The organism is Streptomyces polyrhachis, from assembly GCF_042663125.1.
Lineage (GTDB): Bacteria > Actinomycetota > Actinomycetes > Streptomycetales > Streptomycetaceae > Streptomyces > Streptomyces polyrhachii.
This window is the reverse complement of record NZ_JBHSZO010000003.1, coordinates 90,485-106,715: the sequence shown is the minus strand read 5'-3', so window position 1 is coordinate 106,715 and position 16,231 is coordinate 90,485. Positions and strand designations below refer to the sequence as shown.

The window sequence follows — 16,231 nt, the reverse complement described above, 5'->3', positions numbered from 1 at the left end:
TGGAGCCGTGCACAAGCAGGGATTCCGCCCCGCCGAGCGGCTCGTCGACCTGGCCAACGCGGTCCGCGCCGACCCCCGGCTGCCCCGCGCGGCCCTCGCGGAGCTGCTGGAGCGCCACGGTGAACAGGGGCTCGCGGAAGGGGAGTTCTCGGAGGCGGACGCCGCCGGGCTGCGTACGGCCGTGCGGCGCCTGACCGACGAGGTGCTGACGGCCGCGGACCTCGACGAGGCCGCGCCCGCCCTCAACGCGATCCTGGCGCAGTGCGGCGCGCGCCCGCGCCTCTCCCGCCACGACGGCCATGCCTGGCACCTGCACGTGGACCGCGACGACGAGGCGTCCTGGGCGGACTGGTTCCTCGCCTCCTCCGCCCACGCCCTGGCCCAACTCATCAGTGAACGCGGCGCCTTGGCCTGGGGCACCTGCGCGGCGGCCGACTGCGGCAGCCTCTTCCTGCGCACCGGCCCCGGCTCCCCGCGCCGCTACTGCTCCCCGGCCTGCGGCAGCAGGTCCCGCGTCGCGGCCCATCGCGGTCGTACGGGACGACGCTGACCCCCGCCGTCCGCCCGGTCCGCGGTCTGGCAGCATCGGCCGCATGGACGACACGCTCTACGTAGGACGCGCGGACCGCGACGCGGCGCTGGACCGGGGCTGGCTGCTCGGGCACTTCAAGGAGGCCGGGGATCCCCGCCACAGCGAGGACGTGGAGATCAAGTGGGGGGTCCACCCGGTCGGTGACCGGCGTGCGCAGTGGGCGCGCGGCGAGGTGCGCACGGCGCTGCTGGTGCTGATCAGCGGGCGCTTCCGGCTGGACTTCCCCGATCGCAGCGTGGTGCTGGGCGAGCAGGGCGAGTACGTGGTCTGGGGCAAGGGCGTGGACCACTCCTGGGAGGCGGAGGAGGAGTCCGTCGTCCTCACCGTGCGCTGGCCGTCCGTGCCCGGCTACCGCGTGCCCGATCCGGAGTAGGCCCCGGCGCAGGTCACAGCGCCCGCCGCTAGGCCGCGACCGCCTCGTCCGTACGGACCCCGCCGCCCGGAGCGCCCGGGTCGACCAGCGAGGCGAGCAGCCCCGCGGTGTCGGCGCCCTCCTGCGCATCGGCCAGCAGCGCCGCCACCAGGGCGATCCGCAGCTGGCCGGCGCGCAGGGTGCCGCCCAGGACCGCGCCCGCCGCCGCCAGGTCCACCGCGCCGCCGCCGGTGTACATCTCGGCGACCGGGCCGGCCGCGACGCGGGTGCTCAGCGCCACCGGGACACCCCGCCCGACCGCCTCCGCCACCGCCTGCGCGTACTCCGGCGTCGCGTTCCCCGCGCCCGTACCGACCAGCACCAGCCCGCGCGCGCCCGCCGCCAGCGCCGCGCGCAGCAGCACGGGGTCGCCGTCGGTGTGGTGGAACAGCACGTCCACGCGGGGGAGTTCGGCGTCCGCGTAGTCCGGGGCGTACACCGCCCGCGGCAGCGGGAGCGGAGCCGGACGCAGCGGCCTGCGGTACAGGTCCACCCGGCTGAAGCCGACCCGGCCCAGCGGCGGCGCGCCGGGGTCGGCGAACGCCTCCGCCGCCAGGGTCTGCGCCTTGAGCGTGCCGCGCGCGGCGTGCACCAGGCCGTCGAAGACCACCAGCACCCCCAGCCCGCGCACCGTGTCGCTGGAGGCGGTGCGCAGCGCGTCGCAGAGGTTGCCGGGGCCGTCGCCGCCCTCGGTGCCGTACGGCTGCTGGGCGCCGGTGAGGACCACGGGGCGCTCGTCGCCGTGGTGGAGGTCGAGCAGGAAGGCCGTCTCCTCCAGGGTGTCCGTGCCGTGCGTGACGACGACGCCCGCGACCCCGGGGTCGGCGAGGACCTCGTGGACGGTGCGCAGCAGGGTGAGCTGGCGGCGGGTGGTCATCCGCGAGCTGTTGACGTTGAAGAGGTCCACGACCTCGACCCGCACGCCCTCGGGCACGGCGGACCCGGCCAGCACCTCGGCGCCGGCGGCGTCGGCGGCGTAACCGGAACCCTGCCAGCGGCTGGCTATGGTGCCGCCGGTGGAGATGAGGACGATGCGCTTGAGGTCGTTCATACCCGCAAGGTTAGGAAAAAAGGGGTCGTATCGGATTGCGAGTTCCACCCCGGACCGGGGGTGTGGGCGGCGGATAATTGCGTCATGGACCGCATTGACCGCCGTATCTTGCGCGAGCTTCAAGGCGACGGCCGGCTCAGCAACCAGGAGCTGGCCGACCGCGTCGGGCTCAGCCCCTCCGCCTGCCTGCGCCGGGTGCGCCGGCTGGAGGCGGACGGGGTGATCCTCGGCTACCGGGCGGTGATCGACCCGGCGGCGGTCGGACGCGGCTTCGAGGTGCTGGTCTCCATCGAGGTACGGCGCGACCGCGCGGCCGTCGAGGCGTTCGAGGCGGCGCTGCGGGACATCCCGGACGTGGTCGAGGCGTACCGCCTCTTCGGCAGTCCCGGCTGCCTGCTGCGGATCGCGGTGGCGGACCTCGCGGCGTACGAGCAGCTGTGGATCGAGCGGCTGACCGCGCTGGACGGTGTCACGGAGGTGAACTCGCAGATCATCATGAAGCGGGTCAAGGAGCCCCAGGGTCTACCGATCGGATGATCGCGGGGAAATCGGACGAGGGGGAGTGCAACCGTAGGTGAACGTCGGGTGTCTTCCGTGGTGAGGCCGCTCAGCTTCCTGTCCGCACCACTCCGCCGCTCCCCCACGCACCGACCGCCGTGACCGGCTGTGTCCGGCCGCGGGTATCCGAGGAGCCCGAGGAGGCAACCCCGTGCGTCATTCCACGTTCACGGCCCTGGCCGCGACCGCCCTACTGACCGTTGCGGGTGCGGCGGCGACCGCACCGGCCGCCGAGGCCGCGCCCGTACCCTTCCCCTCGATCGGCTGGCAGCAGCGCAACTGCGACTTCAACGGCGACGGCCGCGACGACGTCCTCGTCGGCGCCCCCGGCGCCACGGTGGGCGGCGCCAAGGGCGCCGGCTACGTCACCGTGCAGTACAGCTCGGCCGGCGGCATCAGCACCACCAAGCGAACGGTCATCCACCAGAACAGCACCGGCGTGCCCGGCGGCGCCGAGGCCGGCGACGGCTTCGGCTGGGCGGTGGCCTCCGGCGACCTGGACAACGACGGCTACGACGACGCGATCGTCGGCATCCCCGGCGAGGACCTCGGAGCCTTCAAGGACGCGGGCGGCGCCACGATCTTCTGGGGCTCGCCGACCGGGCTGCACAGCGCGGAGAACATGTGGATGGAGGACCACGAGCAGGCGCGCACGGGCGCGAAGTTCGGCCGCAACATCGAGGCGGCCCGCTTCTTCGCCCTCCTCTCCGACGACCCGGACGCCTACCCGCGCGACAGCATCGCGATACTGGAGAACGACGCGCTGCTGCTCTACATCCTCGGCCCGGGCGACCTGGCGGCGACCACCGGGAAGAGCGCCCAGTCCGCCGGGAAGCGCGGCAGCCTGATACTCGCGAAGGAGCGCACGGTCATCCGCCCGCAGACCAAGGACGCCACCGCGGCGGCCAGCGGATACGGCCTGCGCACCCTCAGCCACGGCAACTTCAACGAGGACTCCTGGGCCGACCTCGCCATCGGCGGGATCACCACGGGCGACGGCGGCGGCGCGGGCGGCACCGACGTGCTGCACGGCAGTGCCAACATCGACGACATGTCCTCCGGCGGCGTCTTCGACGGCGGACCGACCGTCACCGCGGGCGACTTCAACCACGACGGCCAGGACGATCTGGCCATCGGCGACACGGGTACGGGCGCGGCGTCCACCGGCGGCGCGGTGGACATCTACCTCGCCAAGGGCGACCTCTCCGGCCTCGACCCGGTGCGGGCGCAGCACTGGACGCAGAACTCCACCGGTGTCCCCGGCGGCGGCGAGAGCGGTGACCAGTGGGGAGCCGACCTCTCCGCCGGCGACACCAACGGCGACGGCCTGCCCGACCTGGCGATCGGCGCTCCCGGCGAGGACGTCGGATCGGTGTCCAACGCGGGCGCGGTGTGGGTGCTGCGCGGGGCGCCGGGCGGCCTGACGGCGACGGGAGCCCGCAGCTTCGACCAGAACTCCGCCTATGTCCCCGGCGGGGCGGAGACCTCCGACCGCTGGGGCGGGCAGGTGCGCCTGACCGACGCCAACAACGACGGCCTCTTCGGCCTGCTGGCCGCGGCCCCCGGCGAGAACACGAACGACGGCGTCATGTGGGTGCTGCCCGCCACGTCGTCCGGTATCACAGCCAAGGGCTCGTGGACGTACGACGGCGGCACGCTCGGCGCCTGGCGTACGGACACGATGTACGGGGCGGCGATGGACGAGTAGGGGCAGGCGGCATCCGGATGGCGGGGGCCGCGGAGTTCACACGGATTCCATGAAACCCACGTCTCTCGTACAACCATTCGGACGCCTCCCAGGTCTTCTCGACGCCGACTACGGCGCCGTGCCGGTGACGAACCGGGCGCGGCGCCCCGTAGCGGCCCATGACCGCGTAGGGATCGACGCGCCGCCGCCGGCTTCGGGCCGGCGGCGGCTCCGATGCGCCTACCGATCCAACGGGAGACCTACACATGACGCTTCGTTTCCGCGTCGCGCTGGCGACCGCCGCTGCCGCCGCGCTGACCGGCGGCCTGCTGGCCGCGACGGCCGGGCAGGCATCCGCCCTGGCCAAGGGCGACTTTGCCGACTTCAACAACGACGGCTACGCCGACGTCGCCTACTCGGCGGGCAACGCCTACGTCAACGGCCGCGAGGGCGCGGGCCAGATCGTGGTGCAGTACGGCTCGGCGAACGGGCTCACCACCACCACCAAGCGCCAGACGTTCAGCCAGGACTCGGCGGGTGTGGCGGGCACGGCCGAGAAGCACGACGGCTTCGGCTGGTCCAGCGCCATCGGTGACTTCAACGCCGACGGCTACGACGACCTCGCGGTCGGTGCCAGCAGGGAGACGCTGGGCACCGACGTGACCGCGGGCGTCGTCCACCTCTTCTTCGGCTCCCCGACCGGCCTGAAGGGCGGCGCCGCCCTGGTCGACCCGGCCCCGAGCAGCCACGACGCCTGGGGCCAGGCGCTGGCCGCCGGCGACTTCGACGGCGACGGCCGGGACGACCTCGCGGTCGGCAGCGACCACGCCAAGACCTGGATCTTCAAGGGGGGTACGACCAGCTCGACCACCTTCGCGGGCCGCTCCACCGTCTCCCCGCCCATCCACTCCGGCACGGTGGACGGCCGGCCGCTCGGCGCGCTCACGATCCACGCGGGCGACGTGACGGGCGACCAGCGCGACGACCTCGTCATCGACGGTTTCGACGCCAACAACGACGGCTGGAACGCCAACTACTACTTCCAGGGCTCCGCGACCGGGCTGACCGGCTCCTACCAGCAGCTGACCTCCGGCATCATGACCGGCATCGCCGACATCAACGGCGACACCTACGGCGACATCGTCACCGGCATCGAGTGGGACAGCTCCGGCACCCCCGACTCCTCCGACGGCGGCAAGGTCGTCGTCCGCTACGGATCCCCCTCCGGCCCCCAGGGCTCGCAGACCGTCTCCCAGAACTCCGGCAACGTCCCCGGCGGCTCGGAGGCGGGCGACGCCTTCGGCGGCGAGGTCTCGCTGGGCGACATCAACAACGACGGCATGGCCGACCTGGCGATCGGCGCCTGGGGTGAGAACCTCACCAACTCCTCCGGCACCAGCATCGCCAACAGCGGCTCCGTCACCGTGCTCTACGGCTCCGCGAGCGGCCTGAACACCTCCACCGGCATGCAGTTCTTCCAGCAGGACACCACCGGCGTCCCGAGCGTCGGCGAGAAGGACGACAACTTCGGCTCGGAGGTCAAGCTCGCCGACGTCACCGGCGACGGCCAGGCGGACCTCACCATCGGCTCGATCGGCGAGAACGACTTCAACGGCGCGATGACCGTCCTGAAGGCCGCCAACGGCCGGATCGGCGTCACCGGCGCGGTCCTCTTCGGCCCGAGCGCGGTCGGCGTCTCGACCACGGGCTACCCGGTCTACGGCGGCAACGCGGCGAACTGACGCCCACCCCCGGTGGGCGCCCTCCCGGCGCCCACCGGCGACCATCCCCTCCCACTCCTCACGGAGCAACAACACTTATGGGCAAGAGACTTCACGTCACCTTCTCCGCCACCCTGACCGCAGCCCTCACCAGCGGTCTGCTGACGCTGACCGGCGGAACCGCCTCGGCCGCGATCACTGTTCCCAAGCCGGACTTCAACGGCGACGGCTTCGCCGACACGGCGATCTCCGCCCCGCAGACGACGGTCAACGGCCGTGCGAGCGCCGGCACCGTGGCCGTCGTCTACGGATCGGCGACCGGACTGGACAAGACCAGGCGCCAGGTGATCAGCCAGGACACCTCCGGCATCCCCGGCACGGCGGAGTCGGGCGACGAGTTCGGCTGGGACCAGTCCGCCGGCGACATGGACGGCGACGGGTACACGGACCTGGTGGTCGTACAGCCCAACGAGAGGATAGGCAGCACGGGCGACGCCGGAACCGTCACCATCCTGTGGGGCAGTGCTGCCGGACTGACCTCCGGGAGCGACCTCAAGGGGCCGTTCCCCGAGAACCACCACTGGTTCGGTGGGGTGGTCGCGGTCGGCGACTACAACGGTGACGGCAAGAAGGACCTGGCAGTCAACGGAACCCCGGGGATCAACATCTTCTACGGTCCCCTCACCCGCACCGGCCAGGCGGCGAAGCGCCAGGACCTCGACCCGTACGCCCAGGCCCGGATGGATGTGGGCGAGGTGATGATCGCGGGCAATGTCACCGGCGACGCCGCCGACGAGCTGCTGATGATGGGCAACTACGAGACCAGCGGCGGCGATTACGTCGACCGCAGCATCCTCTACCGCGGCGGTACCTCCGGCCTCGCCCCCGCGGGCAAGCTCGCCGGTGGCTACACGGCGGCGATCGGCGACATCAACAAGGACGGCTACGGGGACGTCGTCACCGGCCACGCGTTCGAGAAGCGGAGTTGGTCACCGGACGGCGCCCTGGGCGGTGCGATCACGGTCACCTACGGCAGCGCCACGGGCCTGAGCACCACCCGTACCCCCGTGAAGATCACCCAGGACACCGCGGGCATCCCCGGTGGCGGAGAGGCCGACGACCACTTCGGCTGGGACGTGGCCATCGGCGACGTCAACGGCGACGGGTACGGGGACGTGGCCGTCGGCTCGGAGGGCGAGGACCTCGGCGGCGTGCTCGACGCGGGACTGGTCACCGTCCTGCGCGGCTCCTCGACCGGACTCACCGGCACGGGGGCCGTGGCGTACGAGCAGAACACCTCGGGCATCCCGGGCGGCAACGAGCCCAGGGACTCCTTCGGCTTCGCCGTCGGCCTCCCCGACGCCAACGCCGACGGCCGCAGCGAACTGCTCGTCGGCTCCCGGGACGAGAACGCGGGAACGGGCATGGTCTGGTATCTGAGGTCCTCCGCCACCGGTGGCCTGAGCACCTCCGGCGTCACCTACTTCAGCCAGTCCGGCCTGGGCGGGCCGGGAGGCTTCTCGTCCTTCGGATCGAGGTTCGCCCACTGAGTTGCCCCACTGAGTTGCCCCACTGAAGTGCCATCCGGCATCCGCCGCGCCCGCAGCCCGGTGCGCGGCGGATGCCGGACCGCTCCCCGGCGCCGGCCGGCCGCCCCGCCGTGTAGCGGCCCGGTCACAATGCCGTACCTGGTCCCGCGGGCCTCCCCGGACCAGGTACGTTCGAATACGTGGCTGGATTCAGGAACGGCCGTGGACGCAACCCCCACGGCGCACGGCAGCAAGGTCAGGGTCGTCCCCCGTACGAGCAGGGGCCCACCCCGGGATACGGCGCGCCCCAGCGCCCCCACGGCGCCCCGGGCGGGCAGTGGCAGGGCGGACCGGGCGGTCAGGGCGCCCAGGGCGGACCGGAGTACTTCGCCGGCGGCCCCCACCGGTCCGACAACCCGGGGCACACCCAGCCCTACGGCGTCGGCTACTCCCCGGAGGCACACGGTCAGCAGGGCCCGTACCAGCAGGCCCCGTACCAGCAGGGCCAGACCTACCAGAGCGGCGGCGCCCCCGTGCCCGCCGGCCCGCGCCTGCACTGGAAGGACCTCCTGAGCGGCATCGTCCGCCACCCCGACCGCACCTTCTGGCAGATGCGCGACCACACCCTGTGGGGCCCCGCGCTGACCGTCACCTTCCTCTACGGCGTGCTGGCGATCTTCGGTTTCGAGGAGGCCCGCACGGACGTCCTCAACTCCACGCTCGCCACCTCCGTGCCGTACGTCCTGGCCACCTGCGTCTTCGTCCTCATCGGCTTCCTGCTGCTGGGCGTGGTCACCCACACCCTCGCCCGCCAGCTCGGCGGCAACGGCACCTGGGCGCCCACCGTGGGCCTGTCGATGCTGATCGTCTCCCTCACCGACGCGCCCCGCCTCCTCCTGGCGATGTTCCTGGGCGGCGACGCGACGCCGGTGCAGGCCGTGGGCTGGGCGACGCTGGTGGTGGCGGGCGCGCTGCTGACCCTGATGACGGCCAGGTCGCACGACCTGCCGTGGCCGCGCGCGCTGGCGGCGAGCTCGATCCAGCTGCTGGCACTGCTGTTCCTGATCAAGCTGGGCACGCTGTAGCCGAGTTGGGTACGAGAGGTACGAGAGGGGCCCTCCCGGAGTCCGGGAGGGCCCCTCTTCTTCATACCGCTTTTTCACGCCGCTTTTCCACGCCGGGCTACGAGAACCGCTGCCCCGCCGACCCGTCGCAGGCCCGCAGCCGCACCCGGTCGGTCGCCGAGGCGAGCGTCAGGCACAGCCCGGCAGCCGCCTGCGGCCGCAGCGTCTCGCCCTGCCGTACGAAGCGCTGGTTCGCCGCCCCGTGGCAGTTCCACAGCACCAGCGCCGCGCCCGCCGTGTACCGCGCGCCCGGCACGTCGAGGCAGCGGTCGTGGGTCAGCCCGCTGTGGATCGTGCCCCGCTGCGGATCGTGCCACCACAGCTGGTTGCGCCCGCCGTGGCAACCCCAGCCGCCCACACCGGTGTTGTTGGCGCTGGCCGCCCCGAGGGCGTCCACGCAGCTGCCGGTCGCGGCGCCCCGCAGCGGGGCCAGGGCGTCGTCCCACGCCCCGGCCCGCAGCACGGGCGTGCCCGTACCGAGCGGGTCGAAGCAGCCGGCCTCCCGCAGGCCGGACTGGTAGACGGCGGTGAGGCAGGCGGCGAAGGCGCCGTGGCCGCGGGCGTTGGGGTGGAAGGACTGGCGCACGGAGTTGGAGTCGGGCGGGAAGGGGTGGGTGAGGTCGACGCTGAGGCCGCGCGCCCAGGCGTCCTCCATGCAGACCTCGTGGCCGTGGAAGAGCCGCGAGTTGTCGAGGAAGACCGCGCCGCTGCGCCGGGCCGCCTCGCGCACGCCGGTGGCGAAGAGCGGCACGGCGCTGTTGCGGCCCCAGGCGGCGTCGGAGGTGTAGCCGGTGCAGCCGCCGATCAGCTTGCCGGGGAAGGCGGGGTTGTCCGCGAAGTCCGGGCTCAGCGGACCGGGGTAGCCCATCACGACGAGCTTGTAGTCGCCGTCCGCGTACCCGGCGCCGCGCATCACGGTACGCAGGTCGCCGATCGTCGCCTCGACCTTGGGCAGCAGCCCGTCCACCCGCGACTGCCAGCCGGGCCCGTACGTCGCCTCGCAGGGACCCTGGAGCAGGAACCACCGGGTCACGCAGTCGGTGATCACCGGCGCGAACTGCAGGTCGTCGTTGGCCCCGGCGACCAGCAGCACCATCTTCACGCGCGTGTTGCGGGCGGCGACGGCCAGGCTGTCGCTCTGCACCGGCTGGTCGGCGTACTGCTTGACGCCGCCGATGCGGATATTGCCGGTGTAGGCGCCGGAGCAGGCGAAGTTGTACGTCACGTCGGCGGCGATACCGGTGCGGTGGATGGCGGCCTGGGGGGAGCGGTGGCACCAGTTGTCGGGCCCGTCGGTCCCCGCCTCGTACGTGCCGACGCCCTCACCGCTGATCTCACTGTCGCCGAGCGAGACCAGCGAGGTGGGCCGCTCGTCCAGCGGCAGGACGCCGCTGCTCCCGTACAACTCCCGTGCCTGCGCGGCCCGTAGCCCCTCCAGCTCGCCCCGCAGCGGCGCGACGGCGGCCGAGCGCCCCCCGTCGCTCCCCGACGCGGCGACCGCACCACCTCCGCCGGACAGCATCATCAGCACTCCCGCGACGACGGACACGATCCGCCGCGCGCTCCCTCTGCGCATCATGAGGTCTCCCCTCAACGGCCCATGGGTTACCCGGGAGTTGTACGTGCAGTCAGCACCGATGTGAATGGCCATGGCCATGACCATTCAAAGAAAACCCGAAAGAGCAGTACGCAAGGGGTGGTTGGTACGTAAGGGAGGCGGGAGGCCCGCGTATCAGACCTGCGTGCGGTGGAAGTTGAGGAAGGACCGCGACGGCGTGGGCCCGCGCTGACCCTGGTAGCGGGAGCCGTACTTGGCCGAGCCGTAGGGGTGCTCGGCGGGCGAGCTGAGCCGGAAGAGGCAGAGCTGGCCGATCTTCATGCCGGGCCAGAGCTTGATCGGCAGGGTGGCGACGTTGGACAGCTCCAGGGTGACGTGCCCGCTGAAGCCGGGGTCGATGAAGCCGGCCGTGGAATGCGTCAGCAGCCCCAGCCGCCCGAGGCTGGACTTGCCCTCCAGTCGCGAGGCGACGTCCTCGGGCAGCGTGATGACCTCGTACGTGGACGCCAGCACGAACTCGCCGGGGTGCAGGATGAACGCCTCGTCGCCCTCGGGCTCCACCAGCCGCGTCAGGTCCGACTGCTCGACGGCGGGGTCGATGTGCGGATAGCGGTGGTTCTCGAACACCCGGAAGAAGCGGTCGAGTCGCACGTCCACGCTGGAGGGCTGGATCATCCCCTCGTCGAAGGGGTCGATCCGCACCCGCCCGGAGTCGATCTCGGCCCGGATGTCCTTGTCTGAGAGCAGCACCCCACGAGGATACGCCGCAGCCGCCGCTACCCCGCGCGACGGGCGATGGGAACAACCTGCCGCAACCGCCCGCACCGGGGACACCGCACCAGCCGCCCCGGCCCGATCCGCCCCGCCCCGAGCCGCTGCATGGGCAGCGAGGGGGTGCTGAACACGTGCCCGTCGGCACAACGAACGACGGTCGACTCGGTCAAGATGGGGTCCCTTCCGCGAGGCCGGAGGCCGCCACATTACGGGATACATCCCCTCAAACCCACCCGGCCCGCCCCTGGACCGCCATCCACCCTAACGCCCAACTCCCGCCCGGGAGGCGCCCGTAGCCCCCGCCGCCCCAGCCCTCCCACGCAACGGAAAACCCCACCCCCGGGCAAGAGGCTTCGGCCTCCCCGAGGTGATGGGGTAGAGTGTGCGGACGACGAGAGGCACACCTCTCATCGACGCGGGTGTAGTTTAATGGTAGAACATGAGCTTCCCAAGCTCAGAGCGCGAGTTCGATTCTCGTCACCCGCTCCACGACAAAGCCCCAGGTCAGCGACCTGGGGCTCCTCTGTTGTCTAGACCTCTCCGGGCCCGCCGTGCCCTCCGCGTGCCCCATCTCGCGCGAAAGCCCACCTCAGAGGTGCCGTGGCGTGCCATCTGTGCCACGCCGACGCCCGATGTCTCAAATGGCGATGCTGCTCGACGCCGTCCTCATCGCCGTGGCGTTCGCGAGGCACTGGCATCGCACCCACCAGCACGCCCAGCATGAGGTGGCAGCCGAGCAGACCCTCGTCCACCTCCAGAGCGCCTACGCACAGGTCGCCCTACGTGCTCCCCGAGGGATCCACCTTCGATCACCGTCCGGAGGATCCTTCGATCCCGCCGTCCAGCAGCTCCAGCAGTTCCTCCCACCAGGAGAGGTCGGCTCCGCCGCCTGCCTTCGGCAGGTGCGGCTCGTACGACCCGATCAGGACGCCCATCTCCCGGAGTTGGTCCAGGCTGCGGCCGTACGCCGGGTGTGCGGCCATGGCGGCTTTCACGTACGGCGGGACGGTGATCCGCAGGGCCTGGTAGCCGTCGGCGAGGCGGCCCTGCTGGGCACAGGCGCAGGCGGTCTCGATCCAGAGGGCGGCGCGGCGCTCGGGGACCCCCTCGCGTACAGCGCTCCGCCTACGGTTGGTGCTGGTTGCCCTACGGTAAGTTTCGCGTCCGCGTGCACGTAATTATTTGCGCGAAAGCACGCTAGGGTATGTGGATGACTGGGGGGACCATGAAGGAGGAGGGCAATGGCGACCGCACACGACCCTGACGGGTTCGCCACCTGGATCGAGCAACTGCTCCGCGAACGCGGTTACGACATCGACAGCCCGCGGGGAGGCGGCAAGTCCCGTCTCGCGGATGAGGCGGGCGTGCACCGCGCTGCCATCACCCGGCTGCTGCAGCGGCAGAGCCTGCCGGATCTGGAGACGATGCGGCGGCTGGCGTGGGCGCTGAAGGTGCCGGTGCGCGACATGCTCATCCGCTCCGGTCAGCTCACCGCCGAGGAACTGCCGGAGGCGGGCGAGAAGCCTCCGCCTGTCGAGTACGGCGGTGAGCTGACACTTGAGCAGGCGGCGGTGCTGCTGGGGATCCCGGAGAGCCAGCGGGAGATGTTCGTGAAGGTGGCGAGCCAGTTCCTGCCGACCGCGGCGGAAAAGGCACCGGGGCGCCGGGTGCGCTGAGCCCTGCCGGGGCCGACGGTCCGCCGCGCACCCGGCGCCCCGCAGGGCAGTCCTCACCGGGGCATACCGCGGGCTGCCCGTTCCGCGGCGAACACATCCTGCAGCCGGTACAGCGCCGCCCGCCCCTGACGACCGGCTGGCGCGAGTCGGCCGAGCTGCACCCATTTCCGGATGGTCGCCGGCGTAGTGGCCACCTCTCTGGCCGCCGCCGCTCCAGTGATCAGCATCAGCGTGACACCTCCGGGTTCTGGGCGAGCGGCCACTCATGGCGCTGCGCCGGGTTCGTACCGCAGTCGCAGTCGGCACGGTCGCACCGGCACCCCGGGTTGATGCACAGCGTCGAGCCCCGTTCCGGAAACACCCGCAGCGACACGGAGTCACACCACGGGCAGCGCCCGGCGGCGGTGAGCATCGGCTCGGACCCGCCCAGCGCACGTGAGCACCGCCGGGCCATCCGCCGCGCCTCATCGCGTACGTGCTCGGCGAGCAGTGGGTGCGCGGCCACCTGGGCAAGGAGAGCGGCCATCCGCCCGATCCGTACCGGGACCGGTGCCTGGCCGGCACGTCCGAGGCCGAGCTTGTCCCGTACCGCCTCCTCCAACTCGACCACGCCGTCGGTGATGTCCCGTATCGCGTCGGAGACGTGCAGCCGCAGCGGCACCGTCGTACGGGACGGGGTGGCGGGGCCCGGCATGCCGCGCGGCGTGGAAGCGGAGCGGCCGGCGGGGGCCAACTCGTCGATCAGCGTGGGGAACTGATCGCGCAGGGTGTTCAGCCAGTAGGCGGCGTCCGTCATGCGGCGACCTCCAGAGCTGCGTGCGTGGCGGAACTCGGTTGCACCGGCCGCCCGTTGCGCCACAACCGGCCACCGCTCACGCCGTCGAACCAGTTCTCCGCAGGTGCCACCACCTCCTCGCACCGGGCCCGCACGGGGCAGCGTTCGCACGCCCGCAGGGCGGGCAGTGCCTCGCGCTCGGTGCGTGCGAAGACAGCGCTCGGCGGGAGGCCGGTACACGCGGCGGAGGTCTGCCAGTCGGTGTGTTCACCGGGGGCGAGGTCGACTCGGCTCGGGCGGTACGGGGATGTGGGCATGGGCCGCTCCGTGGATCCAGAGGTTCGTTGTCCATACGCACGATGTCAGATTGCGCGCGCGAGCGCAATCTATGGGCCTGTGAGTACTCCCCCGCCCTGACCTGCGCTAACAGCCGTTATCTAAGGCTTGCTCCAGCTGATCGCGCTATACGATGGCGAGCGGCCGGGCCGCCCTCACGTGGCAGCCCCCCTCCCGGCCCTCCCGGTCGACCGACTGCAGCCGGGACGTGTCGAAGCAAGGATGGGAGAGGCATGTCCGGCTATGAGGGCGTCGGGGAGGGTGACACCGAGGGTGTCCCGCAGACGGACCCTGAGGCGCTCCGCGGTGAGCTGGAAGCACTGTTGGAGGCGCATTCGCCGGACGAGGTGGTCGTCCTGTCGCGCGCACAGCTGCAGCGCCGCGAGTACCAGGCGTACGCGAGCGGCTGGCAGGACGCGGAGAGGGATCTCCGTCCGGCACTGGAGCGGGCCCGCATGTCCGCCGAAGTGGGTAGGTTGCGACTGGTGTTCGAGGCGGAGGAGGCCGATCCCGCCACGGTCCTGCCGTTCCCGCGCCGCCCGGACGAGGATGCGGGTGGTTCCGATCCGAAACGGTCCAAGCCCGTCTTCGACGTGAAACCGTCGGGCTCGCGGACGCCTGACATCCCGCCGCTGCGGCCGCACCGCCCCCCTTCCGGCCGTCGATCGGACAGGCAGGGGGCGGGGGAAGAGGGTTGCGGGGCCGAGCACCGGGACGTCCGGAGCACCGAGGACGGGGAAGGCGCCTGACCTCGGGGCCGGGGGTGCGGATCCGAGCGCGCCGCGGCCGCCGAACGGGGCCCAGGGTTACGGCACCTCAGTGCGATCCGCCGGCGATCAAACGCAGACCCGCGGTCCGGTCGCCCCCGCCGGAGGACGAGCGCCGCGCTTCCACCGCGTCCTGCCAGCCGCTGGCGTACGCGGCGTACTCCCGCCGTTCGACCTCGGCCCGTACGACGTCCACCAGCCGCTCCAGCTGCTCGTCGGAAGGAGTGTGCGGAAGCCCGGCCAGGAGCTGCCGCAACCGCTGATCCACCGGACCTGCCCCGGCGGCCCCATGGCCCCGGACCGCCGCCGCGTTCACTTCGCCATCCTCCGATGTCATCCACCCCACCCGCTTCCGTGCCAGTTCGCAGCTGTTCCCGTCGGCGCTGGCTGCGCGGATCGGGGACTCAGCATAGAGGTTTCGTCGAACTAATATTCGAACATGTCGGGATCGATTCTTAAGTTGCGCGCTCGCACGCAGTGCGTCACACTTCGAAGCAGCGGCGGAGCTGCGCCCCCGACCGGGGCCGCGGACCTGCCGCTTCGTGGTTCCCCTGGGCAACCCAAGCCCCTGCACTCAACGGAGTCAAGAGAGGACCCTGTGTGAGCAGTATTTCCTTTCCGGACGTCGAACGACTCGTCGTCGACTTCCTCAAGGTCCGCAGCGAGGTGGCGGGCGCAGCGGTCGACAGCGTCCCGCCCGCCGGCTTCGACGGCACCCAGAAGGCCATCCTGGTCTCCCGGGCCGGCGGAGCCTGGGTGGACGACCTCCACCTCGACCTGCCGCTCGTGGACCTGGAGGTCTACGGCCCGGACAAGACCACGGCGCACACTCTGGCGCTCGCCGCCCGCTCCGCGCTACTCGACCTTCCGGGCACCACCTACGGCGGTGCGTACGTCAGTCAGCTCGACGAGGCCGACGGGCCGCGCTGGCTGCCCGACTACAACCGCTCGGCGGCCAAGCGCTACCTGGCCACGATCAGGCTGCACATCCGTCCCGCCTGAGCACCCGTCCCACCTGAGCACCACGCTCACCTCTGACAGGCCCTGCCGACCGGCGGGGCCTTCGCCATATCCGCAAGCACTCTTCGAAGGAGCACTTCCATGGCAGGAAACAACAGCAACGAGATCCGCGTCGCCGGCACCGGACGCATCCTGGTCGCCCCGGCCGGCACCGCCGCCCCGGCCGACACCGCGATCGCCTGGGACGCGACCAAGTGGCGGGACCTGGGCTACACCACCACCGAGGGCATCAAGTTCAACAAGAAGGACAAGATCGACCCGGTCGACACCTGGCAGTCCGTCAGTGCCGCCCGGTTCATCTACTCCGACCGCGACCTCACCGTGAAGTTCCAGCTGCTCCAGCTGAACAAGGACACCCTGCCGTTCTTCATGGGCGGCGACGCGGTGACCGCCGGTGTCCCGGCCGGCGAGTACAAGTACAGCCTCGCCAGCAACCCCAAGGCCGACGAGCGGGCGCTCGGCATCGAGTTCAACGACGGCACCGCGGTCCGCTACCGCTTCGTCGTCCCGCGCGGTCAGGTCACCGAAACCGAGGAGCTGTCGCTGAGCCGCACCGGTGCGGTGAAGCTCGGTGTCACCTTCACCGCGCTGGCGGTGGACGACCTCACGCCGCTGGCGACGATCCTGATGAAGGACGGCGCCTACGCGTAA

Annotated in this window: 17 protein-coding genes, 1 tRNA gene and 1 pseudogene; 12 read left to right on the top strand and 7 right to left on the bottom strand. The window is 71.7% G+C overall.

Annotation, left to right across the window (positions count from 1 at the left end; genetic code table 11):
- Window positions 1–7: 7 nt before the first annotated feature.
- Window positions 8–550, top strand: a complete 543-nt coding sequence (locus ACFQLX_RS02805; protein ID WP_386411523.1) for a CGNR zinc finger domain-containing protein — start codon at window positions 8–10, stop codon at window positions 548–550.
- 43 nt (window positions 551–593) lie between these two features.
- On the top strand, window positions 594–965 hold the full coding sequence (locus tag ACFQLX_RS02800; protein WP_386411521.1) for a cupin domain-containing protein: 372 nt from the start codon (window positions 594–596) through the stop codon (window positions 963–965).
- Window positions 966–993: 28 nt separating this feature from the next.
- On the opposite strand, the gene ACFQLX_RS02795 is transcribed toward ACFQLX_RS02800, so the two are convergent.
- Window positions 994–2,055 carry an asparaginase gene (locus ACFQLX_RS02795; RefSeq protein ID WP_386411519.1) on the bottom strand — a complete coding sequence of 354 codons (1,062 nt, stop codon included), beginning with the start codon at window positions 2,053–2,055 and terminating at the stop codon, window positions 994–996.
- Between the two features lie 84 nt (window positions 2,056–2,139).
- On the opposite strand from ACFQLX_RS02795, the gene ACFQLX_RS02790 reads away from it, so the two are divergent.
- From ACFQLX_RS02790 to ACFQLX_RS02770, 5 genes are all read left to right on the top strand, one after another.
- The gene (locus tag ACFQLX_RS02790) at window positions 2,140–2,592 is read left to right on the top strand and encodes an Lrp/AsnC family transcriptional regulator (protein ID WP_386411517.1); all 453 of its coding nucleotides are present in this window, start codon (window positions 2,140–2,142) and stop codon (window positions 2,590–2,592) included.
- A 172-nt stretch (window positions 2,593–2,764) separates the two neighbouring features.
- Window positions 2,765–4,321 carry an esterase gene (locus ACFQLX_RS02785; RefSeq protein WP_386411515.1) on the top strand — a complete coding sequence of 519 codons (1,557 nt, stop codon included), beginning with the start codon at window positions 2,765–2,767 and terminating at the stop codon, window positions 4,319–4,321.
- A gap of 245 nt (window positions 4,322–4,566) precedes the next feature.
- Window positions 4,567–6,042, top strand: coding sequence for an FG-GAP repeat protein (locus ACFQLX_RS02780; protein WP_386411513.1), 1,476 nt, complete (start codon window positions 4,567–4,569; stop codon window positions 6,040–6,042).
- A gap of 77 nt (window positions 6,043–6,119) precedes the next feature.
- Window positions 6,120–7,571, top strand: coding sequence for an FG-GAP and VCBS repeat-containing protein (locus ACFQLX_RS02775; RefSeq protein ID WP_386411511.1), 1,452 nt, complete (start codon window positions 6,120–6,122; stop codon window positions 7,569–7,571).
- A 179-nt stretch (window positions 7,572–7,750) separates the two neighbouring features.
- The gene (locus tag ACFQLX_RS02770; RefSeq protein ID WP_386411509.1) at window positions 7,751–8,635 is read left to right on the top strand and encodes a Yip1 family protein; all 885 of its coding nucleotides are present in this window, start codon (window positions 7,751–7,753) and stop codon (window positions 8,633–8,635) included.
- A 97-nt stretch (window positions 8,636–8,732) separates the two neighbouring features.
- On the opposite strand, the gene ACFQLX_RS02765 is transcribed toward ACFQLX_RS02770, so the two are convergent.
- A complete protein-coding gene (locus ACFQLX_RS02765) occupies window positions 8,733–10,250 on the bottom strand; it encodes a ricin-type beta-trefoil lectin domain protein (protein ID WP_386411719.1) in 1,518 nt (505 codons plus the stop codon).
- A 156-nt stretch (window positions 10,251–10,406) separates the two neighbouring features.
- The gene (gene dcd, locus ACFQLX_RS02760; RefSeq protein ID WP_386411507.1) at window positions 10,407–10,982 is read right to left on the bottom strand and encodes a dCTP deaminase; all 576 of its coding nucleotides are present in this window, start codon (window positions 10,980–10,982) and stop codon (window positions 10,407–10,409) included.
- Between the two features lie 439 nt (window positions 10,983–11,421).
- Between dcd and ACFQLX_RS02755 the strand changes: the two genes are divergently transcribed.
- A tRNA-Gly gene (locus tag ACFQLX_RS02755) sits at window positions 11,422–11,495 on the top strand.
- Between the two features lie 320 nt (window positions 11,496–11,815).
- On the opposite strand, the pseudogene ACFQLX_RS02750 reads toward ACFQLX_RS02755, so the two are convergent.
- A pseudogene (locus ACFQLX_RS02750) lies at window positions 11,816–12,019 on the bottom strand (flavoprotein); the annotation flags it as partial.
- Window positions 12,020–12,247: 228 nt separating this feature from the next.
- On the opposite strand from ACFQLX_RS02750, the gene ACFQLX_RS02745 reads away from it, so the two are divergent.
- Complete coding sequence (locus ACFQLX_RS02745; RefSeq protein WP_386411505.1) at window positions 12,248–12,682, top strand: helix-turn-helix domain-containing protein; 435 nt, start codon at window positions 12,248–12,250, stop codon at window positions 12,680–12,682.
- A gap of 226 nt (window positions 12,683–12,908) precedes the next feature.
- Here the strand turns inward: ACFQLX_RS02745 and ACFQLX_RS02740 are convergent, their stop codons facing one another.
- Window positions 12,909–13,478, bottom strand: a complete 570-nt coding sequence (locus tag ACFQLX_RS02740) for a hypothetical protein (protein ID WP_386411503.1) — start codon at window positions 13,476–13,478, stop codon at window positions 12,909–12,911.
- Complete coding sequence (locus ACFQLX_RS02735) at window positions 13,475–13,774, bottom strand: WhiB family transcriptional regulator (protein ID WP_386411501.1); 300 nt, start codon at window positions 13,772–13,774, stop codon at window positions 13,475–13,477. The genes ACFQLX_RS02740 and ACFQLX_RS02735 overlap by 4 nt, the downstream gene beginning before the upstream one ends.
- Before the next feature lie 252 nt (window positions 13,775–14,026).
- Here ACFQLX_RS02735 and ACFQLX_RS02730 point away from each other — a divergent pair, with 252 nt between their 5' ends.
- The gene (locus tag ACFQLX_RS02730) at window positions 14,027–14,542 is read left to right on the top strand and encodes a hypothetical protein (RefSeq protein ID WP_386411499.1); all 516 of its coding nucleotides are present in this window, start codon (window positions 14,027–14,029) and stop codon (window positions 14,540–14,542) included.
- Window positions 14,543–14,609: 67 nt separating this feature from the next.
- Here the strand turns inward: ACFQLX_RS02730 and ACFQLX_RS02725 are convergent, their stop codons facing one another.
- Window positions 14,610–14,816, bottom strand: coding sequence for a hypothetical protein (locus ACFQLX_RS02725; protein ID WP_386411497.1), 207 nt, complete (start codon window positions 14,814–14,816; stop codon window positions 14,610–14,612).
- A 344-nt stretch (window positions 14,817–15,160) separates the two neighbouring features.
- Between ACFQLX_RS02725 and ACFQLX_RS02720 the strand changes: the two genes are divergently transcribed.
- Window positions 15,161–15,562, top strand: a complete 402-nt coding sequence (locus ACFQLX_RS02720; RefSeq protein WP_386411495.1) for a hypothetical protein — start codon at window positions 15,161–15,163, stop codon at window positions 15,560–15,562.
- Between the two features lie 99 nt (window positions 15,563–15,661).
- Window positions 15,662–16,231 (top strand): phage tail tube protein, encoded by a 570-nt coding sequence (locus tag ACFQLX_RS02715; RefSeq protein WP_386411493.1) that lies wholly within the window; start codon window positions 15,662–15,664, stop codon window positions 16,229–16,231.